At 75.5% G+C, this 19,332-nt stretch carries 19 protein-coding genes; 10 read left to right on the forward strand and 9 right to left on the reverse strand.

Going from position 1 to position 19,332, the window contains the following annotated elements:
* The first annotated feature begins 9 nt into the window (after window positions 1-9).
* From ACWIYF_RS13790 to ACWIYF_RS13800, 3 genes are all read left to right on the forward strand, one after another.
* Window positions 10-912: a diacylglycerol/lipid kinase family protein gene (locus ACWIYF_RS13790; RefSeq protein ID WP_448628706.1), complete on the forward strand. Its 903-nt coding sequence runs from the start codon at window positions 10-12 to the stop codon at window positions 910-912.
* Between the two features lie 89 nt (window positions 913-1,001).
* Window positions 1,002-3,860, forward strand: coding sequence for a DEAD/DEAH box helicase (locus ACWIYF_RS13795; protein WP_448628707.1), 2,859 nt, complete (start codon window positions 1,002-1,004; stop codon window positions 3,858-3,860).
* 96 nt (window positions 3,861-3,956) lie between these two features.
* The gene (locus tag ACWIYF_RS13800) at window positions 3,957-4,583 is read left to right on the forward strand and encodes a DUF4333 domain-containing protein (protein ID WP_448628708.1); all 627 of its coding nucleotides are present in this window, start codon (window positions 3,957-3,959) and stop codon (window positions 4,581-4,583) included.
* A 19-nt stretch (window positions 4,584-4,602) separates the two neighbouring features.
* Here the strand turns inward: ACWIYF_RS13800 and ACWIYF_RS13805 are convergent, their stop codons facing one another.
* Window positions 4,603-5,520 (reverse strand): 5'-3' exonuclease, encoded by a 918-nt coding sequence (locus ACWIYF_RS13805; RefSeq protein WP_448628753.1) that lies wholly within the window; start codon window positions 5,518-5,520, stop codon window positions 4,603-4,605.
* A 77-nt stretch (window positions 5,521-5,597) separates the two neighbouring features.
* Here ACWIYF_RS13805 and ACWIYF_RS13810 point away from each other — a divergent pair, with 77 nt between their 5' ends.
* From ACWIYF_RS13810 to ACWIYF_RS13820, 3 genes are read left to right on the forward strand one after another with little or no spacing between them, the layout of a single operon-like run.
* Window positions 5,598-6,743, forward strand: coding sequence for a M24 family metallopeptidase (locus tag ACWIYF_RS13810; protein ID WP_448628709.1), 1,146 nt, complete (start codon window positions 5,598-5,600; stop codon window positions 6,741-6,743).
* Window positions 6,718-7,194 (forward strand): Lrp/AsnC family transcriptional regulator, encoded by a 477-nt coding sequence (locus ACWIYF_RS13815; protein ID WP_448628710.1) that lies wholly within the window; start codon window positions 6,718-6,720, stop codon window positions 7,192-7,194. Before ACWIYF_RS13810 ends, ACWIYF_RS13815 begins: the two co-directional genes overlap by 26 nt.
* Window positions 7,194-7,538: a nuclear transport factor 2 family protein gene (locus ACWIYF_RS13820; RefSeq protein WP_448628711.1), complete on the forward strand. Its 345-nt coding sequence runs from the start codon at window positions 7,194-7,196 to the stop codon at window positions 7,536-7,538. The genes ACWIYF_RS13815 and ACWIYF_RS13820 overlap by 1 nt, the downstream gene beginning before the upstream one ends.
* Here the strand turns inward: ACWIYF_RS13820 and ACWIYF_RS13825 are convergent.
* Entirely contained in the window at window positions 7,481-8,110 is a 630-nt protein-coding gene (locus ACWIYF_RS13825) for a TIGR03086 family metal-binding protein (protein WP_448628712.1), read from the reverse strand. The two genes, ACWIYF_RS13820 and ACWIYF_RS13825, sit on opposite strands and share 58 nt — an antisense overlap.
* A gap of 66 nt (window positions 8,111-8,176) precedes the next feature.
* Between ACWIYF_RS13825 and ACWIYF_RS13830 the strand changes: the two genes are divergently transcribed.
* Window positions 8,177-8,629: a nitroreductase/quinone reductase family protein gene (locus ACWIYF_RS13830; RefSeq protein ID WP_448628713.1), complete on the forward strand. Its 453-nt coding sequence runs from the start codon at window positions 8,177-8,179 to the stop codon at window positions 8,627-8,629.
* A gap of 42 nt (window positions 8,630-8,671) precedes the next feature.
* Window positions 8,672-10,168 (forward strand): Rv2578c family radical SAM protein, encoded by a 1,497-nt coding sequence (locus ACWIYF_RS13835; protein ID WP_448628714.1) that lies wholly within the window; start codon window positions 8,672-8,674, stop codon window positions 10,166-10,168.
* Window positions 10,169-10,173: 5 nt separating this feature from the next.
* Here the strand turns inward: ACWIYF_RS13835 and ACWIYF_RS13840 are convergent, their stop codons facing one another.
* From ACWIYF_RS13840 to ACWIYF_RS13850, 3 genes are read right to left on the reverse strand one after another with little or no spacing between them, the layout of a single operon-like run.
* On the reverse strand, window positions 10,174-11,211 hold the full coding sequence (locus ACWIYF_RS13840; RefSeq protein WP_448628715.1) for a LuxR C-terminal-related transcriptional regulator: 1,038 nt from the start codon (window positions 11,209-11,211) through the stop codon (window positions 10,174-10,176).
* 9 nt (window positions 11,212-11,220) lie between these two features.
* Window positions 11,221-11,664 (reverse strand): ester cyclase, encoded by a 444-nt coding sequence (locus ACWIYF_RS13845; RefSeq protein ID WP_448628716.1) that lies wholly within the window; start codon window positions 11,662-11,664, stop codon window positions 11,221-11,223.
* Window positions 11,665-11,723: 59 nt separating this feature from the next.
* Window positions 11,724-12,569 carry a hypothetical protein gene (locus ACWIYF_RS13850; RefSeq protein ID WP_448628717.1) on the reverse strand — a complete coding sequence of 282 codons (846 nt, stop codon included), beginning with the start codon at window positions 12,567-12,569 and terminating at the stop codon, window positions 11,724-11,726.
* A gap of 272 nt (window positions 12,570-12,841) precedes the next feature.
* Here ACWIYF_RS13850 and ACWIYF_RS13855 point away from each other — a divergent pair, with 272 nt between their 5' ends.
* Both ACWIYF_RS13855 and ACWIYF_RS13860 read left to right on the forward strand, forming a co-directional pair.
* On the forward strand, window positions 12,842-14,014 hold the full coding sequence (locus ACWIYF_RS13855) for a carboxylate-amine ligase (protein ID WP_448628754.1): 1,173 nt from the start codon (window positions 12,842-12,844) through the stop codon (window positions 14,012-14,014).
* A gap of 9 nt (window positions 14,015-14,023) precedes the next feature.
* Window positions 14,024-14,884 (forward strand): lysophospholipid acyltransferase family protein, encoded by an 861-nt coding sequence (locus tag ACWIYF_RS13860; RefSeq protein ID WP_448623407.1) that lies wholly within the window; start codon window positions 14,024-14,026, stop codon window positions 14,882-14,884.
* A gap of 13 nt (window positions 14,885-14,897) precedes the next feature.
* Here the strand turns inward: ACWIYF_RS13860 and ACWIYF_RS13865 are convergent, their stop codons facing one another.
* The 4 genes from ACWIYF_RS13865 to ACWIYF_RS13880 form a co-directional block, all read right to left on the reverse strand.
* Window positions 14,898-16,172, reverse strand: coding sequence for a hypothetical protein (locus ACWIYF_RS13865; RefSeq protein WP_448623408.1), 1,275 nt, complete (start codon window positions 16,170-16,172; stop codon window positions 14,898-14,900).
* The gene (locus ACWIYF_RS13870; RefSeq protein WP_448623409.1) at window positions 16,169-17,212 is read right to left on the reverse strand and encodes a glycosyltransferase family 2 protein; all 1,044 of its coding nucleotides are present in this window, start codon (window positions 17,210-17,212) and stop codon (window positions 16,169-16,171) included. The genes ACWIYF_RS13865 and ACWIYF_RS13870 overlap by 4 nt, the downstream gene beginning before the upstream one ends.
* A 92-nt stretch (window positions 17,213-17,304) precedes the next feature.
* A complete protein-coding gene (locus ACWIYF_RS13875) occupies window positions 17,305-17,835 on the reverse strand; it encodes a GNAT family N-acetyltransferase (protein ID WP_448623410.1) in 531 nt (176 codons plus the stop codon).
* A gap of 41 nt (window positions 17,836-17,876) precedes the next feature.
* Complete coding sequence (locus tag ACWIYF_RS13880; protein ID WP_448623411.1) at window positions 17,877-19,286, reverse strand: KamA family radical SAM protein; 1,410 nt, start codon at window positions 19,284-19,286, stop codon at window positions 17,877-17,879.
* Window positions 19,287-19,332: the final 46 nt, after the last annotated feature.

Below are 19,332 nucleotides of genomic sequence, written 5' to 3' on the forward strand. Positions count from 1 at the left end.
CCACCGTCCGTGGACGTCGCCGTCGTCGTCGGCCCCGCCGCGGGCCGGGGCCGGGCCCGTGCCGTCACCTCGTCGGTGCTCGGCGCGCTGCGCACCGGCGGGTTGGTGCCGAAGGTGCTGCCGGCCACCAGCCGGCCCGAGGCCGAGCGGCAGACCGCCGCGGCGGTGGCCGCCGGGGCCGCGGCCGTCGTCTCCGTCGGCGGGGACGGCACCGCGCACGCCGCGCTGCAGGGGGTGGCGGGCACGGCGACCCCGCTGGCGGTGGTCCCGGCCGGCACCGGCAACGACCTCGCCCTCGCCCTCGGCGTGCCGGTGGACCCCGTCGCGGCGGCGCACGCCGCGGCTGCCGACCTGGCCGAGGGGACGGCGACGACGATCGACGCCGGCCGCACCGGCGACCGCTGGTGGGCCACGGTGCTGTGCTGCGGTTTCGACTCGGCGGTCACCGACCGCGCCAACCGGCTGCGCTGGCCCCGCGGCCGGCGGCGCTACGACGTGGCGATCCTCGCCGAACTGGCCCGGCTACGGCCGCGCGAGGTCACGATGGTCCTCGACGGCGAGCGCGCCACGCTGCCGGTGACGCTGATCGCCGTCGGGAACACGCCCTGGTACGGCGGCGGGATGCGGGTGTGCCCGGACGCCGACCCCGCCGACGGCCGCTTCGACGTCACCGTCGTGGGCCCGATGAGCCGCCGCGAGCTCGTGCGGTCGCGGCCGCGGCTGTCGGCCGGCACGCACGTCGAGCACCCCACGGTCACCGTGCACCGGGCGGCCCGCGTCGAGCTGTCCTGCCCGGGGGTCACCACCTACGCCGACGGCGAGCCGGTGGCGCCGCTGCCGGTGGTCGCCGAGTGCGTGCCCGGCGCGGTCCGCGTCGTCGGCGCCGGCCGCACGACCGCCCGCCCGGCGTGACCGCCCCGATCAGCTCGGGGTGATCATGGCTGCGCCGCCGTGGTCCGACCGCCGGGTCGATCCGGCGCAGGTGCGCCTAACGTGGAGGCATGTCCAGCCCTGCGGAGCGGTACGCGGCCGCACGGCGGCGCACCGCCCATCCCACGCTCGCCGACTTCACCGCCGAGCTCGGCTTCTCGCTGGACCCCTTCCAGGTGGAGGCGTGCGAGGCCCTGGACGAGGGCTCGGGCGTCCTCGTCTGCGCGCCCACCGGCGCCGGTAAGACGGTCGTCGGCGAGTTCGCCGTCCACAAGGCCCTGGCCGAGGGCCGCAAGGCGTTCTACACGACGCCGATCAAGGCGCTGTCCAACCAGAAGTTCAACGACCTGGTGGACCGCTACGGCGAGAAGAAGGTCGGCCTGCTGACCGGCGACAACGCCATCAACGGCGACGCCCCCGTGGTCGTGATGACCACCGAGGTGCTGCGCAACATGCTCTACGCCGACTCCCCGGCGATCGACGGCCTGGGCTACGTGGTCATGGACGAGGTGCACTACCTCGCCGACCGGTTCCGCGGCGCGGTCTGGGAGGAGGTGATCATCCACCTCCCGCAGTCGGTCACCCTGGTCTCGCTGTCAGCGACGGTGAGCAACGCCGAGGAGTTCGCCGACTGGCTGGTCACCGTCCGCGGCCACACGAAGGTGGTGGTCAGCGAGGTCCGCCCGGTCCCGCTGTGGCAGCACATGCTGGTCGGCAACCGGGTGTTCGACCTGTTCAGCCTGCGCCCGGCCGCGCACGCCGGCGAGCAGGGCCTCGAGCCCCGCGCGCAGTCCACCCGCGAGCGCGGCGCCTCCGTGGTCGACCCGGAGCTGGTCCGCTTCGTCCGCGAGCACGAGCGCCGGCTGGACACCTGGGGCGGCGGCAACGGCCATGGCAATGGGAGAGGCCGCGACCGGGAGTTCAACCACCGTCCCCGCTTCCGGCCGCCGGAGCGCTCGGTCGTCATCGAGCGGCTCGACCGCGCCGGCCTGCTGCCCGCGATCACCTTCGTCTTCTCCCGCAACGGCTGCGACCAGGCGGTCAACCAGTGCCTGCGCTCGGGCCTGCGGCTGACCGACGAGGCCGAGCGTGCCGAGATCGCGCGGATCATCGACGAGCGCACCGGCTCGCTGCCGGAGGAGGACCTGCACGTCCTCGGCTTCTGGGAGTGGCGCGAGGGGCTGCTCGCCGGGCTGGCCGCGCACCACGCCGGCCTGGTGCCGGCGTTCAAGGAGACCGTCGAGGAGTGCTTCGTCCGCGGCCTGGTCAAGGCCGTGTTCGCCACCGAGACCCTCGCGCTGGGCATCAACATGCCGGCGCGCACCGTCGTCCTCGAGCGGCTGGTCAAGTGGAACGGCGAGGCGCACGTGGACGTGACGCCGGGGGAGTACACCCAGCTCACCGGCCGCGCGGGGCGGCGCGGCATCGACGTCGAGGGGCACGCGGTCGTCGTCTGGGCGCCGGGCGTCGACCCCGCGGTCGTCGCGGGGCTGGCCAGCACCCGCACCTATCCGCTGCGCTCGTCGTTCCGGCCCAGCTACAACATGGCGGTCAACCTGGTCGGCTCGTTCGGCCGGGCCCGCGCCCGCGAGCTGCTCGGCGCCTCGTTCGCCCAGTTCCAGGCCGACCGGTCGGTCGTCGGCCTGGCGCGGGCGGCCGCGCGGCACGAGAAGGACGCCGAGCGGTGGGCCGAGGAGATGCGCTGCGAGGCCGGCGACGTCGCCGGCTACGCCCAGATCCGCCGGGAGATCGCCGACCGCGAGAAGGCGCTGTCCCGCGACTCGCAGGCCAAGCGGCGGATGGAGGCCGCCGACGCGCTGGCCGCGCTCCGCCCCGGCGACGTGATCCGGGTGCCGTCGGGCCGCCGCCAGGGCCTGGCCGTCGTCCTGGACCCGGGGGTGACCGACCTCGCCGAGCCCCGGCCGCTGGTGCTCACCGAGGACAAGTGGGCCGGCCGGCTGTCCCCGGTTGACTTCCCGACGCCGGTGAGCGCGCTGGCCCGGGTCAAGGTGCCGAAGAACTTCAACCACCGCAGCCCGCACGCCCGCCGCGACCTGGCCTCCACGCTGCGCAACGCCCGCGTCGAGCACGAGCTCGGCGCCCGCCGGGTGAAGGCGCGCTCCGCGGCCGCCGACGACCCGGTGCTCTCCGACCTGCGGGCGGCCCTGCGCGCCCACCCCGTGCACGCGCTGCCCGACCGCGAGGAGCGGGTGCGGATCGCCGAGCGCTGGTTCCGCGCGGTCAAGGAGGCCGACGCCCTGCAGCACCGGATGGCCGAGCGCACCGGCTCGCTGACCCGGCAGTTCGACCGCACCTGCGACGTCCTCGAGGAGCTCGGCTACCTCGTGCCCGAGGTGGCGCCCCTGGTGAAGGCCGACACCGAGGTCGTGCCGGCGGTGGACGACGTCCCGGTGGTGACCGCGGAGGGCCGGCGGCTGGCGCGCGTGTGGTCCGAGGCGGACCTGCTGGTGGCCGAGTGCCTGCGCGCGGGCGTCTGGCGCGGCCTGAACGCCGCGGAGCTGGCCGCCGCCGTCTCGACGGTCGTGTTCGAGGCCCGACGGGACACCCCCGGCCAGCCGGCCGTGCCGGCGGGGAAGGTGGCGACGGCGATCGCCGAGATGCGCCGGATCCGGCTGCGGCTGGAGGAGGTCGAGGCCGACCACGGCGTCCCGCTCACCCGCGACCTCGACCTCGGCTTCGCCTGGGCGGCCTACCGCTGGGCCGACGGGCAGAGCCTCGACCGGGTGCTGGCCGGCGCCGAGCAGGCGGGCACCGAGCTCTCCGGCGGGGACTTCGTCCGCTGGGCCCGCCAGCTCGTCGACCTGCTCGACCAGCTGGCCAAGGTCGCCGAGGAGCCCGTGGCGGCCACGGCTCGCGCGGCGGTCGGCCGGGTGCGCCGCGGGGTGGTCGCCGTCGCGGTGGGCGGCTGATCTGCGCCGCGCATCGCCGTTCCGGCCGCTCGCGTAGGGCACAATCCCCACGCCTGCGCGCCGGCAGGTCCCAGACAGTGCGATCAGGAGCCGACGATGACCTACCCACCGCAGGGTGGCAGCCAGCAGGGACAGCCCGGCGGCCCGTACGGCCAGCCCGGTCCGCAGTACGGCCAGCCTGGGCAGGGAGGGTACGGGCAGGGCGGCTACCCCACCGGTCAGCCCGGTCAGCAGTACGGCCAGCCCGGTCAGCAGTACGGCGCACCGGGCTACGGGCAACCGGGCCAGGCTCCCCACGGCCAGGCTCCCTACGGGCAGCCCCCGTACGGCCAGGCTCCCTACGGGCAGCCCCCGTACGGCCAGGCTCCCTACGGGCAACCGCCGTACGGCCAGCCCTACGGCCGGCCCAAGAAGTCGAGGACGGGCCTGATCGTCGGCCTGGTCCTGGCCGCGCTCGTCGTCATCGCCGGCGCGGTGGTCCTCACCCTCGTCCTCAGCTCGAAGGTGCTGGACCCGGCCGACACCGCCAGCCAGGTGGCCGCCCAGTTCGAGCAGCGCGAGGGCGTGGCGATCGAGCTGTCCTGCCCCGACGACATGGAGGTCAGCAACGGCTCGACCTACCAGTGCAGCGGCACCACCGCCGACGGCGAGGACGTCACGCTGACGATCTCGATCACCGACGCGGACGCCGATCCGCCGGCCTACACCTGGTCGGAGGCCTGACCGGCGGCCGCCGGGCGCCTCAGTCCAGCGCGTCCGCCGGCCAGCCCAGCGCCGCCCCGAGCCGGCGCAGCGGCGAGTCCAGGTTGTGCTGCTGCGCCAGCGCGGCCAGGGCCTGCGGATCCGCCGGCGTCCGCGGCAGCTCGCCCTCGACCGGCGGCAGGTCGATGTGCCGCTCCACCGCCACCACGACGGGGGCGGCGTCGAGGTAGTCCGACGCCGCGTGCAGCTTCTTCAGGACGGCGGCGGTCAGCGGCGGCCGGGGGACGACGGCGCTCGCCACCGCCGCCCGGATGCCGGCCAGGTCGCCGAACGCGGTGATCAGCGCGGCCGCCGTCTTCGCGCCCACGCCGGCGACGCCGGGCAGGCCGTCGCTGGGGTCGCCGCGCAGCACCGCGAAGTCGGCGTAGGCCCGCCCGGGGATCCCGTACTTGGCGCGCACCGCCGCCTCGTCGACCGCCTCGATGTCGGTGATCCCCCGCGCGGTGTAGAGGACGCGGACGCCGCGCTCGTCGTCGACCAGCTGGAACAGGTCGCGGTCGCCGGTCACCACGTCGACCGGGCCGCGGGCGCGGGTGGCCAGCGTGCCGATGACGTCGTCGGCCTCGAAGCCCGGCGCGCCGACCCGTGCGATCCCCGCCGCGGCGAGCACGTCGACCAGCACCGGCACCTGCGGCGAGAGCTCGTCCGGCACCTCCTCGCCGCCCGCGGGCGCCACCCGGTGCGCCTTGTACGACGGCAGCGCGTCCACCCGGAACTGCGGCCGCCAGTCGTCGTCCCAGCAGGCCACCAGCCGGCTCGGCCGGTGCGTGGTCACCAGCCGGGCGGTCATGTCGAGGAAGCCGCGGACGGCGTTGACCGGCCGCCCGTCCGGCGCGGTGACGCTGGTGGGGACGCCGTAGAACGCCCGGAAGTAGAGGCTGGCCGCGTCCAGCAGCATGGTGGTCACGCCCGCGGACGGTAGCGGCCCGATAACGGCTGCGGAGATCGGCCCGTCGGTGTGGTTGGCTGCCCAGCGTGGGATCGTTTGCCGTTCCGCCCGGGCTGGTGAGCATCGACCGGCTGCACTCCGCACGGGAGATCGCCGGCGAGCTCGGCCTGGACCTGATCGTCGTCACCCCGGGCTCCGACCTGCGCTACCTGTGCGGGTACTCCGCGCACGCGATGGAGCGGCTGACCGCGCTGGCCGTGCCGGCCCGCGGCGAGCCGTTCCTGGTGGTGCCGCGGCTCGAGGCGCCGATGGTGGGCGCCAGCCCCGCCGGCGCGCTCGGCCTGGACCTGCTGGCCTGGGACGAGACCGACGACGCGTTCGCCCTCCTGGCCGGGGAGGTGACCGCGCGGCTCGGGCGTCCCGCCGCGCGCGCGGCCGTGGGCAACCGGACCTGGGCCGAGCACGCGCTCGGCGTCCAGCGGGCCCTGCCCGGCTCGGCGCTCGAGCTGGCCGCGCCGGTCGTCGACCGGCTGCGCATGGTCAAGAACGCCGCCGAGATCGACGAGCTGGCCGCCGCCGGCGCGGCGATCGACCGGGTGCACGCGCGGATGGGGGAGTGGCTGCGGGTCGGGCGCACCGAGGCCGAGGTCGGCGCCGACATCGCGGCGGCGATCCTGGCCGAGGGGCACGTCGGCGTCGACTTCACCATCGTCGGCTCCGGGCCGAACGGCGCCAGCCCGCACCACGACGTGTCCGACCGGGTGGTGGAGGCCGGCGACGTCGTCGTCGTGGACATCGGCGGGGAGACGGCGACCGGCTACCGGTCGGACTGCACCCGCACCTACGCCGTCGGGCAGGCGCCGGGCGCCGAGGTCGCCGAGTGGTACGGCGTGCTGCGGGAGGCGCAGGCGGCCGCCACCGCCGCCGTCCGGCCGGGGGTACCGGCCGAGGAGATCGACGCGGTCGCCCGCCGGGTGATCAGCGACGCCGGCTGGGGGGAGTACTTCATCCACCGCACCGGGCACGGCATCGGCCTGGACACCCACGAGGCGCCCTACATCGTCGACGGCAACGACCTCGGGCTGGTGCCCGGCATGGCGTTCTCGGTGGAGCCGGGCATCTACCTGCCGGGCCGCTGCGGTGCCCGCATCGAGGACATCGTCGTCTGCACCGCGGACGGCGTCCGGATCCTGAACGACGGCCCCCGTGACCTCGTCGTCCTCGCCGGCTGAGCCGGGCGGCGCGTCGACCGACGTCGACCGCGCGCTGCTGGCCGCCCTGGCCCGCGACGGCCGGGCCAGCTACACCGACCTCGCCGAGCGCGTCGGCCTGTCGGTCTCGGCCGTGCACCAGCGGGTGCGCCGGCTCGAGCAGCGCGGGCTGATCAAGGGCTACCGGGCGACGCTCGACGCCAAGGCGCTCGGCCTGCCGCTGACCGCGTTCGTGTCGATCACGCCGATCGACGTCGCCCAGCCCGACGACGCGCCGTCCCGGCTGGCCCACCTGCCGGCGATCGAGGAGTGCCACTCGGTGGCCGGTGTGGAGAGCTACATCCTCAAGGTGCGGGTGGCCTCGCCCGACGCGCTGGAGGCGCTGCTGCAGGAGATCCGCGCGGCGGCCAACGTCACCACCCGCACGACCGTGGTGCTCTCCACCTTCTACGAGGACCGCCCGCCGATCTGATGGGCCGCCTCGACCCGCTCTACGCCGCGTTCAACGCCCGCGACCTCGAGGCGGTGCTCGCCGCGCTGACCGCGGACGTCGACTGGCCCGACGCCTGGGAGGGCGGCCGCGTCGTGGGGCGCGCCGCCGTCCGCGACTACTGGACGCGGCAGTGGGCGCAGATCGCGCCGACCGTCACGCCGCTGCGGACGACGCAGCTGCCCGACGGTCGCCTCGCGGTGGACGTCGCCCAGGTCGTGCGCGACCTCGACGGCACGGTGCTGCGCGAGGCGACCGTGCGGCACGTCTACACGTTCCGCGAGGAGCTCGTGGCGCGCATGGACATCGAGGCGGCGGCCGACTGATCCCTGCCCAGCAGGGCGGCCAGCCGGTCGATCGCCGGGGCGTCGTCCGGCGCCTCCTGCGACGCGGCGAACGGCTGCCGGCCCTCCGGCAGCCGGCCGAGCAGGTCCCGGCTGAACGCCAGCTCGGGCTCGACGAGGGGGTCGGGGAACGGCGCGGGCCGGCCCGTGGCGCGGGCCAGGTCCCAGCCGTGCACCAGCGTCTCGACGATCCGCAGGTGCAGGACGGCGGGGCCGGGCAGCGTGCCGGCCGGGACGGTGTGCGTCCGCTCGAGGACGCCGGGACCGCGGAAGGCGGCCAGCAGCTCGTCGGCGGAGGCCCGGTAGGCGGCGGCGGGATCGGGGCCGAGCCGGTCCTCGCCGCCGCGGCGGCCGAGCTGCTCCCGCGGCGGCAGCGGCTCGCCGCGCAGCACCCGGGCCACGAGCCGGTTGCCGCCCACGATGTGGTTGACCAGCAGACGGACCGTCCAGTCGGTGCACGGGGTCGGCAGCTCCCACTGGTCGTCGGCGACAGCTGCAACCAGCTGCCCGGTGCCGTCGAGCGCGGTGGCGAGCGGGGAGAACGGGTCGGTCATCGGGCCTCCTGGGTCGCGGGGCGGCCAGTATCGACGCCGGGGCCGACAGTGCCGGAAACTGCGGGCGTGCCCGTCCGCCATCTCGTGACCAACCGCGTCGCCAACCCGGCGATGCGCCGGCTGCTGCGCTGGCCGGCCGGCCGGCTCCTCGGCAGGCATTTGGCGGTGATCCGCTACACCGGTGCCCGCACCGGCCAGGTGCGCGAACTCGTGGCCGGGTACGCGCGCGCCGGCGACACGGCCTGGATCTGGGTCGGCGACGCCGGCACCAAGCGGTGGTGGCGCAACTTCCGCACGCCGGCCGATGTCGAGCTGTGGCTGGGCGGGGAGCACGTGCGCGGCCGCGGCCGCGCGGTGGAGGGCGGCACGGATCCGGACGAGTGCCGCGAGGGCGTGGCCGCCTACGTCGCCGGCGTGCCCGGGGCCGCGCGCGTGATGCGGCTGCCCGCCGAGCCGGAGGCGTTGCGCCCGGAGGACCTGCGCGACGTCGTCATGGTGCGGGTCGCTCTCACGCCCTGAGCCGGCTGGACAACAGATCGAACGTGTGTTCGGATACGGACCGTGCGGTGGGATGCGCAGCGGCTCGACGTCGAGGACGGCGCCCTGCCCGGCATGCCGACGATCCGCGGGCTGCTGCGCAGCGTGCAGGTGCCGGAGTTCCCCGGTCTCACGCTGCACGAGGTCCGCTGCCGCAGCGCGCTCAACGCCGTCCCGGCCGGTTCGGCGATGCCGTTCCCGTGGACGATCAATCCCTATCGGGGCTGCGCCCATGCCTGCCGCTACTGCCTCGGGGCCGACACGCAGGTCCTCATGGCCGACGGGCGGCAGCGCGCCATCGCCGACCTGCGGATCGGGGATCCGATCGTCGGCACGCGGGAGCGGTACGGGGAACGCCGCTACGTGCACACCTGGGTGGAGGCGCACTGGTCCACCGTCAAGCCGGCCCACCGGCTCCACCTGGCGGACGGGACGGAGATCGTCGCCAGCGCCGATCACCGCTTCCTGACGACGGACGGCTGGAAGCACCTGATCGACCTGACCGACGCGGACCGGCTGCGCGGCGGCGGGGACGACGTGGTCGGCGGCGGGCCGGGGCTGCGGGTGACCTCGGTCAAGGACCTCGGTCGCGACGAGCCGATGTACGACATCACGACGGGGACCGGCGACTTCGTCGCCAACGGGGTGATCAGCCACAACTGCTTCGCCCGGCGGACGCACGAGTGGCTGGAGCTGGACTCCGGGCGCGACTTCGACACCCAGATCGTCGTGAAGACCAACCTCGTCGAGGTGCTGGAGCGCGAGCTGACCCGGCCCTCGTGGCGGCGGGAACACGTCGCGCTGGGCACCAACACCGACCCCTACCAGCGGGCCGAAGGCCGGTACCGGCTGATGCCCGGCGTGATCCGCGCGCTGGCCCGCTCGGGCACGCCGTTCTCCATCCTCACCAAGGGCACACTGGCCCGCCGCGACATCCCGCTGCTGGCCGCCGCATCGCGCGACGTCCCGATCGGCCTGGGCGTCTCGATGGCCATCTGGGACGACGACCTGCACGCCGCCCTGGAGCCCGGCGTGCCCAGCCCGCGGGCGCGGCTGGCGCTCGTGCGCGCGATGACCGACGCGGGGCTGCCCTGCGGGGTCTTCCTCGCCCCCGTCCTGCCGGGCCTGACCGACGACGAGGAGTCGCTGGACGCCGCCCTGGCCGCGATCGCCGCCGCGGGGGCGACCGGGGTCACCGTGCTCGCCCTGCACCTGCGACCCGGGGCACGGGAGTGGTTCCTCGCCTGGCTGGCCCGCGCGCACCCCGAGCTGCTGCCGCGCTACCAGGAGCTCTACCGCCGGGGCGCCTACGTGCCGGCGGAGTACCGGGACCGGCTGGCCCGCCGGGTCGCGCCGCTGCTGGCCCGGCACGGGCTCGACCGGCAGCGCGGCGGCACCGCGCGCGGGGTGGACGCGCAGCCGGTCCGCGGCCTGCCCGGCGACGAGCAGGGCGAGTTCCCGGCCGGCAGCGTGCCGCGGATCGCCCCCGAGGACCCGCCGGAGCAGCTGGCCCTGCTGTGACCGGGTCAGCGGCGGATCAGCGCGGTCATCAGCTCCCGCCGGCTGTTGACGCCCACCTTGTCGAACGCAGCCCGCAGGTGCTCCTGGACCGTGTACTCGGACAGGTGCAGCTGGTCGACGATCTGCCGGGTGGAGCGGCCCCGCAGCACCAGTTCGGTCACCCGCCGCTGCGCCGGGGTGAGGCCGTGCGCGGCCAGCAGGACCGACTCCACCCGGTGGGGTGGCGCGGCAGCCAGGACGACGGCGACCGCGGGCGGGTCGGCGCCCTGCAGGACGGACGCCGTGACCGTCGCCCACCGGCCGTCACGGGTGCGGACGACGACCTCGGGCGAGCCGACGCCGCGGGTGGAGCCGACCCGGGCGACCACGGTCCGCACCGCGGGCGGCAACTCCCCGCGGCCGCCGTCGAACGCGGCGAGCCAGGCCTCCGCCTCCGGGTTCTGCGACAGCACGGCGCCGTCCCGGCCGACCACGAGGACCCCCGGGCCGGGCGGCGTGCCGTCCGCCGGAGCCGACGGCGCGGTCACCATGGCCCGGCGCAGCCCGCGCGCCAGGTGGGGAGCCACCCGTCGCAGCAGCCGCACGTCGCGGTCGCCGAACCCGGCCGCGGCCCGCTCGCGGTGCAGGCAGAGCACGCCCCAGCACACGTCGTCGCAGACCAGCGCCGCACGCAGCTCGTCGCCCAGGGCCAGCGGCGCCATCACCTCCCGGTACCGCTCGCTGGTTCCGCGGTCGCCGTGCGTCGCCGCGTCCAGCGACCGGACGTGCCCCGGCGTGGCGGCCAGGGCCGCGAAGTGGTTGACGTCCGCGCCGCCCAGCTCGTTGGCCAGGAAGCCGGCCGCGGCGCCGGCCAGGGCCTCCTCGGGATGGGCCGAGGTGAACAGCAGCGTCGCGGGGTCGACGGTGCCGAAGAAGGCGGCGTCCACTGTCATCACCCGGCGCAGGCGGGCGAGCGCCTCCCGGCGCAGCGCCTCGACGTCCAGGCCGGAGTAGCAGAGCTGGACGAGCCGTTCGACGGCGTCTCCGCCGGAGCGGGGGGCCACGGCGGAAGGCTACGCGTGGGCCGGCGCCATGTCCGGCGTCCGCACGACGCCGAGGCCGGCGAGCATCCCCAGGTCGTCCAGTCGCCCCCAGCGCTCGCAGATGACGCCGTCACGGACCCGGAAGATGTTGATGCCCCGCAGGGTCACGGTCCGGCCGGTCGGCGGCACGCCCAGCAGCTCGCCCCGGTGGGTACCACCGGCCGTGAAGTGCTCGACGACGATGTCGCCCTCCGCGACGAGCCGGTGCAGGTCGCTGTGCCAGTCGGGGCAGCCGGCACGGGTGATCCGGCCGGCGGCCCGCATGCCTTCGCGGTCGGGTGCGCAACCCATGGGCGGGTCGTGGTCGAGGTAGTCCTCGGCGAGGTAGGTGTCCACCGCGGAGAGGTCACCGCGGGTGAACAGGGCGTCGATGAAGTCCCGGACGATGGTCTTGTTGCGTTCGGTCTCGGTCATGGGGAGAGCCTGCGGCCGACGGTGGCGCGTGCCCACCCCAGGAACCTGGGGAACGCCGCTCAGCCGGCCATCCGGTGCAGCCGGTTGACCGCGCGGGCGGCCCGCACGACGCCGCGCGCCGAGACCGGCGGCGCCCCGGCGGCCAGCGCGAGCCGGCGGTAGGAGTCGTAGGACAGCACCGCGTAGGCGGCGGCCAGCTCCTCCGCCCAGGCCCGGCGGGACGGCGCACTGGTCGCCCGCAGGTGCTGCCCGGTCCGGACGGCGTGCTTGGCGAAGGTGACCTGCAGCGCCTGGCTGGACAGCTGCCCGCCGATGTGCGAGCCGAACCCGGGGCCGCGGCGCAGCGCCGGCAGCACCCAGGGGCTGGCGGCCAGCGCGGGGAAGCGGTTGCGCACGCTCTCCCAGGCGTGCCAGGCGGTCAGCGCGCCCGGCACCGCCCAGTCGCCCTCGTCGGTGTGCACGAGCAGCCGGCGGGCGGTGGCGCGCACCTGGTCCCGGCGCAGCGTCCGGAACTGGCCCACGGTGGCCGGCCACCCCAGCGCCAGGGCGCACCAGGCCACGGTGCGCAGGTGCTCGGGGTCCTCGCTGCGGATCCGGGTGAGCGGCCGCAGGTCCAGGCTCGGCGGATCGGGCTCGGGCGTCGGGACCCGCGCCAGCGCCAGCCCGCCGTAGCGGGCCACCTTGCCGTAGAGCGCCAGGGTGGCCGGCTTCCAGCCCCGGGCCGCCGCGATCGGGTCCAGGCCGGTGGCGGCGAGCTCGTCGGGGCCCAGCCCGAGCTCGAGCGCGGCGTCGACCAGGCGGCGCCACTGCGGCTCGTACCCCTCGGGCGGGGTGATGCGGCGCCAGGCACGCGCCGGGGGAGGGGCCGGCATGTCGGGCAGCGGCTGCTGCCACTCACCTCGCATGTCCCAACTCTACCGTTATCCCCAACAAAATCACAGGGCTCAGCTGTCGCCTCTTGCCGTAGACACCGGTGCCGGGACCCTGCGGGCCCCGGAGCAGCAATCGCTGGATCCCGGGCCGCGGCTACGGGAGTCGGAGGAGTGGGAGCCGTAGGCGACCACGAGGAAAGACATAGGAATGTTGGGCATAACGGTCGGAGTGCCCGTGCCGCAGCGGAAGTCGTCCCCGACCTGCGCGGACCGGCATCGCTGGTGATCATGGTCCGGTGCGCACGGTGGGTGTCGAGGAGGAACTGTTGGTCGTCGATCCAGGCGGCCGGCCGGTGCCGCTCGGACCGGAGGCGCTCGAGGTGGCCGCCCGGCGTGGGCAGGGGGAGACCGTCGAGGAGCACGACCGGGCCGACCACGAGGACGACGACGGCGCGGAGGGCGCCCACCTCGTCCCCGAGCTCAAGGCCCAGCAGGTGGAGTTCGGCACCCGGGTGTGCCGCACGCTCGACGAGGTGGCCCGGGAGCTGCGCCGGTGGCGGGACCGGGCGGACGCCGCCGCGGCTGCCGCCGGTGCGCGGGTGGCCGCCCTCGCCTCCTCGCCCGTCGCGGTGGAGCCGGTGCCGACCCCGGGGGAGCGCTACGAGCGGATCCACGAGACCTTCGGCGGGCTCGCCGCCGAGCAGCTCACCTGCGGCTGCCACGTGCACGTCTCGGTCGAGGACGACGAGGAGGGCGTCGCCGTCCTCAACCGGATCCGGGTCTGGCTGCCGGTCCTCACCGCGCTCACGGCCAACTCACCGTTCTGGCTGGGCGCCGACACCGGCTACGCCAGCTACCGGTCGCAGGCCTGGAGCCGCTGGCCGTCGGCCGGCCCCAACGGCGTCTTCGCCGACGCCGCCGACTACCACCGGCTGATCGACGACGTCCTCGCCACCGGCACCGCCGTCGACACCGGGATGGTCTACTTCGACGCCCGCCTGTCGGCCAACTGGCCCACCGTCGAGGTGCGGGTCGCCGACGTCGCGCTGCGCGCCGAGGACGCCGTCACCCACGCGGGGCTGGTCCGCGGCCTGGTCGAGACCGCCGCCGCCGAGTGGCGGGCCGGCCGGCCGGTGCCCGACGTCCGCAGCGAGGTGCTGCGGCTCGCCTCCTGGCGGGCCGGTCGCTCCGGCCTCTCCGGCGAGCTGGTGCACCCCGGCACCGGCCGCCCGGCGCCGGCCGCCGAGGTGGTCGGCGCCCTGCTCGACCACGTCCGCCCCGCGCTCGCCGAGAGCGGCGACGAGGACCGGGTCGTCGACGGGGTGGCGGCCCTGCTGCGCCGCGGCACGGGCGCCGACCTGCAGCGCCGCGTGCACGCCGAGACCGGGGACCTCGCCGCCGTCGTCCGGGCCGCGGTCGCCGTCACCGCCGGGCAGCCGGAGGACGCCGGTCCGGCGGTGCCCGCGGCCGACCGCTAGGGTCCGCGCATGTACACGGCCAGCTGGCGCGACGTCGTCCGGCGGGACCTCTTCGGCCCCGCGCCCGATCCCCGCGACCGGCCGTACCGGTTCGTCGTCCGCCTGGCGCTGATCGTGTTCCGGCTGTTCGGCTTCCGCTTCGACGTCCGCGGCTCGGAGCACGTGCCGGCCGCCGGCGGGGCGATCATCTGCAGCAACCACGTCAGCTTCTTCGACTTCACCTTCCTCGGGCTGGCCGCGCTGCCCCAGCACCGGCTGGTGCGCTTCATGGCCAAGGCCGCCGTCTTCGGTCACTGGTTCGCCGGGCCGTTCATGCGGGCCATGCAGCACATCCCGGTCGACCGCAAGGCCGGGGCGGCGGCGTTCGAGTCCGCCGTCCGCGCGCTCAAGGACGGCCAGGTGGTCGGCGTCTTCCCGGAGGCGACGATCAGCCGAAGCTTCACGGTCAAGGACCTCAAGGCCGGCGCCGCCCGGATGGCCGTCGACGCCGGCGTCCCGGTCATCCCGGCGGCCGTCTGGGGCGGCCAGCGGATCGCCACCAAGGGCCATCCCGTGCAGTGGCGCCGCGGCGTCCCGGTGACGGTGCTGCTGGGCGAGCCGCTGGTGCCCGAACCGGGGGAGAAGGCCCAGCAGCTGCTGCGGCGCACCCGGGCGGCCATGGAGGCGCTGCTGGACGAGGCGCAGCGCGGCTACCCGGACACGCCGTCCGGGGACGACGACCGCTGGTGGCTGCCCGTGCACCTGGGCGGGACGGCGCCCTCCCCGGACGAGGTGGCCGCGCTCGACGCGGTCGACGCCGCCGGGAAGCGGGCGAAGATCGCCAAGCCGCACCCGGTCGCGCGGCTGCGCGCGCTGCTGCGCCGCCGCTGACCGGCCGGCGGGCTCAGCCCGCCCAGTGGTTGGCCACGAACAGCGCGAACAGCGCCCCCTGCAGCAGGACGGCGGGGTAGAGCACCGCCTGCAGCACGGGCCGGACCGCCGGCCGCCGCGCGGCGAGGACCTCGGCGGCGAGGTACAGCGAGACGCACGGCAGCACGTACCGGTGCACCGAGGTCAGGTTGCCGTTGAGGGTGAACATCACGAACGAGGCCACCCCGAACGCGGCCAGCGGCACCCCGTCGCCCCGCAGGACGACGAGCAGGTAGACCGAGGCCGCCAGCAGGACCGCGAGCGCCAGCAGCGGCAGCACCGTGTCGACGACGGTGAGCAGCGTGGTCGGGGTGTCGCCGGTCGCGGCCCGGGCGAGGTCCGCCCCCTCGTCGCCCAGCGTCCGCAGGATGTTCAGGTCCAGCTCGTGGTAGGCCCACAGCGGTCCGGCGTCGTAGGCGGCGACCATCGCGAACGGGTCGCCCACCGCCCGCCACAGGTAGAACGCGTAGGCGCCGAACCCGAGCAGGGCCGCCGGGAACCACAGCACCGGCGGCGCGAGCAGGCCCCGCCACCGCCAGCCGCGGGACCGCCAGAACTCCAGGAAGCACAGCCCGAGGAACAGGACGGCGGTCAGCCGCGTGGCGGTCAGCGGGAGGAGGCACAGGCCCATCGCCGCCCACCGGCGGTGCAGCGCGAAGGCGTAGGCGGCGAAGCCGAGCCCGGTGAACAGCGCCTCGGCGTAGAGCACGTGCAGGAAGAACGCCGGGGGCGCGGTGAGCAGGACGGCGACCGCCAGCCACCCCGCCCGCGGGCTGCCGACCAGCCGCCGGGCCGCCTTCACCAGCGCGACGACCGCCGCCCACACCCCGACGGTGTTGACCACCAGCCCGGCGCCGAGGGTGCCGAGCAGGCCGAAGCTCGCGAGGTCGACGCCGCGCACGAGCACCGGGAACAGCGGGTAGAACGCCGCCGCCTGCGGATCGCTCTGGTAGAGCCCGTCCGGGATGCCCGCGTAGGCCACCGCGTCCCAGCGCAGCATGTGCTGCAGCAGCGACGGCGGAGGCGGCGCGGGCATGTGCGAGAGCGTCTGGAACGGGCTGAACGCGCGCTCGACCAGCACGCCGACGACCGTGAGCGCCACCTGGAAGCCCACGGCGGCGACGCCCCCGAGGACGACGTCGCGGTCCCGCCACCAGCGGCGCCGGCCGGCGGCGGCCGCGGGCCGGTCCTCGGCGGCGGGTGGCAGCGTCGTGGCGCCGGCGCCGGCGTCGGCGACGGCGGGCTTCACGCCGACGCTGCCCGGCGCGGGCGCCCCTCGGCGTCGCCGGGCAGCCGCGCGTCCGCGGGCAGCCGGCCGTCGTCGCGCACCACGTTGGGCGCGGCGGCCGGCAGCGCCTCGGCGACGCTGTAGAGGGGCCGGCCCTGCACCTCGGTGTAGATGCGGCCGATGTAGGTGCCCAGGACGCCGAGCATGACGATCTGCACGCCGCCGAGGAAGAACATGGCCGAGGCCAGGAAGGCCCAGCCGGGCACCGCTGCCTCGGGCACGAACACCTTCACGCCGAGCACGTAGAGCACCCCGAGCAGGCTCAGCGTCGAGACCGCGTAGCCGATCCGGGAGATGATCCGCAGCGGCGCGGCGGAGAACCCGACGATGCCGTCCGCGGCGAAGCGCAGCATGCGGCGCACCGGGTAGTGGGTGCGCCCCGCGAACCGGCCGTCCCGGTCGAAGGGCACGCCGGTCTGCCGGAAGCCGACGTAGCTGACCAGCCCGCGCAGGAAGCGGTCGTGCTCGCGGAAGCGGCGCAGCTCGTCGACGACGCGGCGGTCGAGCAGCCGGAAGTCGCCGGTGTCGGGCGGGATGTCGATGTCGGACATCCGCCGCAGCGCGCGGTAGAACAGGCGCGCGGTGACGACCTTGAAGGCCCCGTCCTGCCGCGAGCGACGCTGGGCGTAGACCACGTCGAAGCCCTGCTCCCACCGCTCGATCAGCTCCAGGCTGACCTCCGGCGGGTCCTGCAGGTCGGTGTCCATCACGATCACCGCGTCGGCGTCCGCTGCGTCCAGCCCGGCGGTCACCGCGATCTGGTGCCCGAAGTTCCGTGACAGCGCGAGCACGGTGACCCGGGGGTCGGCCTCGGCGATCCGGTTCAGCTGCTCCAGCGAGTCGTCGGAGCTGCCGTCGTCGACGTAGAGGAAGCGGACGTCGTACCGGTCGGCCAGGCGGGCGGTGACGGCGTCCAGCGCGGCGTGGAACGCCGCCAGGGTCTCGGACTCATCGAACACGGGGAGGACGTACGCGACCGACGGCCGGGGGAACGTCCGCATCTACTCACCGCCTGGGCGCCGACTGTGTGGTGGCGGAGTGTATCGAGTAGCGGGAGTTCCGCTCGCTCGCCCGTACGGCTGAATCGCCGCGGCTACTCCACCACGCCCGGCGCCATGAGGCGGAACGCCTCCAGGTCGACGTCGTACCAGCGGCGCATCCGGCCCAGGTGCTGCATGCCCAGCCGGCGGCACACCGCCAGCGACGGCTCGTTGCCCGGCCGGACGACGGCGTAGACCTCCGGCAGCCCGGCCTCGAAGCCGCGGGCGATGACGGCCCGCGCGGCCTCCGTGGCGTACCCGTGGCCCCAGCTGTCGGGGTGCAGGTGCCAGCCGACCTCGACCTCGCCGACGCCGTTGGGCAGCGGCTTGAACAGCACCGTGCCCGCGACGGCGCCGTCGTCGAGCTCGACCGCCCAGCACCCGAACCGCTCGTCCTGCGCGTGCACCGCCGCCCACCGGGCGGGCAGCTCGGCCGGGGGCACCGTCGGCGGGCCACCGATCCAGCGGGTCACCTCGTCGCGGCCGTAGAGGTCGGCCAGCCGGGCCACGTCGGCGGCGGACGTCGTCCAGGCCCGCAGCCGCAGACGGCCCGTGCGCAGCAGCTCGCCGGCCGGGGAGAACATCCCCGGGACCTACCGCCGGCCGGGGGCCCGGAAACCCCGACTCAGCCGAGCAGGTCGGCGGCGGACACCGCCCGGGAGTAGGCGGCGCGCCGGTCGGCGGCGACCGGGTCGACGTCGCGCTCGGCCCACCACGCCTGACCGCTCGCGGGCAGCGTGGCGATCGGGTCGTAGTAGGTGTAGCGGCGGTCCAGCGCCGCCTCGTCGCCGAGCTCGATGCCGGTGCGGTAGTTCTTCGTCCAGTAGCTGATGCCGCGCTCGCGGTCGTACTCGGCGACCTGGTGCACCCAGCGCTTGCCGACGTAGGGGACGTCGCAGACGATCCGCGGCGTCGCGAAGCCGGGCAGGTAGCCCATGATGTCGTGCTGCAGGGTCTGCGCCTCGGCCAGCGACACCCGCCAGTGCTCGGCGGACGGGATCATGTCGCACATGTAGAAGTAGTAGGGCGTGATCCCGGCGCCGTCGAGGAGCGCGAAGCACAGGTCGAGCAGCGCCGGCGCGGTGGCGTTCACCCCCCGCAGCAGGACGCCCTGGTTGCGCACGTCGCGCACGCCGGCCTCGAGCATCGCCCGCGCCGCCTCGGCGACCAGCGGGGTCACCTGCTGCGCGGCGTTGACGTGGGTGTGCGCGGCGAGGGAGACGCCGCGCTCGCGGGCGGTCCGGCTCAGCCGGGCCATGCCCGCGACGACGTCGTCCTGCAGCCAGTGCTGCGGCAGGCCCATCAGCGCCTTGGACGCCAGCCGGATGTCGCGGACCGAGTCGATCTCCAGCAGCCCCGCGACGAACGCCTCGAGGTTCCGGAACGGCAGGTTGGCGACGTCGCCGCCGGAGACGACGACGTCGCGGACGCCGGGGGTCGCGCGCAGGTACTCGAGCATCGCCGTCTGCCGGTCGACCGGCTTCAGGTCGAACCTCAGCTTGGCGACGGCGGGCGTGGAGTTGCCCACCAGGTCCATGCGGGTGCAGTGGCCGCAGTACTGGGGGCAGGTGGAGAGCAGCTCGGCCAGGACCTTGGTGGGGTAGCGGTGGGTGAGCCCCTCGACGGCCCACATCTCGTGCTCGTGCAGCGAGTCGCGCGCGGCGTACGGGTGTCTGGCGGCCGGCCCGGGCAGCCGGTCGGAGGCGACCGGGAGCATGTACCGGCGCACCGGATCGGAGAGCATGGCCTGCGTGTCCGGCACCTGGCCGGGGCACATCGTGTTGAGCATCTGCGGCGGCAGCAGCAGCGACATGGTGGCCCGCCCGGCCTGGTCGGCCTCGACGTCGGCGTAGAACGACTCGTCGAGCAGGTCGCCGTAGACGCCGCGCAGCTGGCGGACGTTCTTCACGCAGTGAGCGCGCTGCCACTGGGCGCTGCGCCACTCGGCCTCGGTCACGCCGGCGAAGCCGGGCAGCCGGCGCCAGTCCGGCTCGGCCAGGGGCCGGGCGGCGTACTCGTAGGGCTGCTCCAGCACCGTGGCCTCCTCCGCGGGTCACCTTCCCACTCCGGGGCGACTCTAC

The organism is Geodermatophilus sp. URMC 64 (assembly GCF_053502555.1).

Excerpts from the sequence above, each read along its gene's own strand:
- ACWIYF_RS13805 (WP_448628753.1), bottom strand. The coding sequence starts at position 5,520 with ATGCTGCTGGACGCGGCCAGCCTCTACTTCCGGGCGTTCTACGGCGTC.
- ACWIYF_RS13800 (WP_448628708.1), top strand. The coding sequence starts at position 3,957 with ATGACCTACCCACCGCAGGGTGGCAGCCAGCAGGGACAGCCCGGCGGC.
- ACWIYF_RS13820 (WP_448628711.1), top strand. The coding sequence starts at position 7,194 with ATGGGCCGCCTCGACCCGCTCTACGCCGCGTTCAACGCCCGCGACCTC.
- ACWIYF_RS13850 (WP_448628717.1), bottom strand. The coding sequence starts at position 12,569 with ATGCGAGGTGAGTGGCAGCAGCCGCTGCCCGACATGCCGGCCCCTCCC.
- ACWIYF_RS13860 (WP_448623407.1), top strand. The coding sequence starts at position 14,024 with ATGTACACGGCCAGCTGGCGCGACGTCGTCCGGCGGGACCTCTTCGGC.
- ACWIYF_RS13845 (WP_448628716.1), bottom strand. The coding sequence starts at position 11,664 with ATGACCGAGACCGAACGCAACAAGACCATCGTCCGGGACTTCATCGAC.
- ACWIYF_RS13795 (WP_448628707.1), top strand. The coding sequence starts at position 1,002 with ATGTCCAGCCCTGCGGAGCGGTACGCGGCCGCACGGCGGCGCACCGCC.
- ACWIYF_RS13825 (WP_448628712.1), bottom strand. The coding sequence starts at position 8,110 with ATGACCGACCCGTTCTCCCCGCTCGCCACCGCGCTCGACGGCACCGGG.
- ACWIYF_RS13875 (WP_448623410.1), bottom strand. The coding sequence starts at position 17,835 with ATGTTCTCCCCGGCCGGCGAGCTGCTGCGCACGGGCCGTCTGCGGCTG.
- ACWIYF_RS13870 (WP_448623409.1), bottom strand. The coding sequence starts at position 17,212 with ATGCGGACGTTCCCCCGGCCGTCGGTCGCGTACGTCCTCCCCGTGTTC.